A 266-nucleotide genomic window follows, 5' to 3' on the forward strand; every position below is an offset into this window, starting at 1 on the left:
CTTGATGGGGGTAGGGGCCACTACTGTTCGAAACCTTGTCAAGTTCGTATTATGTAACGGGCATACATGAAAGGAGGCTGATATGAAGGCGAAGGATTTACTGGCATTTATCCCTGACCAGGACCTTTCTCAGCTGGCGGCCCAGACCCGGGTGGACCACCAGGTCAAGAAGCTCAGCGGGCGGGTGATGTTCCAGCTGCTGCTGCTCTCGCTGCTGGAAGGAGGCCGGGCGAGCCTTCGGGTGATGGAGGAGCTCTACTGCTCTA

At 56.8% G+C, this 266-nt stretch carries 1 protein-coding gene; it reads left to right on the forward strand.

Translation table 11 applies throughout. From position 1 onward, the window contains the following. Positions 1 to 82: 82 nt before the first annotated feature. The coding region (locus tag K3G39_RS20580) for a hypothetical protein (protein WP_220628045.1) at positions 83 to 266 on the forward strand (184 nt) is incomplete at its 3' end.

This window comes from Pontibacter sp. HSC-14F20, assembly GCF_019599265.1.
Classification (GTDB): Bacteria; Bacteroidota; Bacteroidia; order Cytophagales; family Hymenobacteraceae; genus Pontibacter.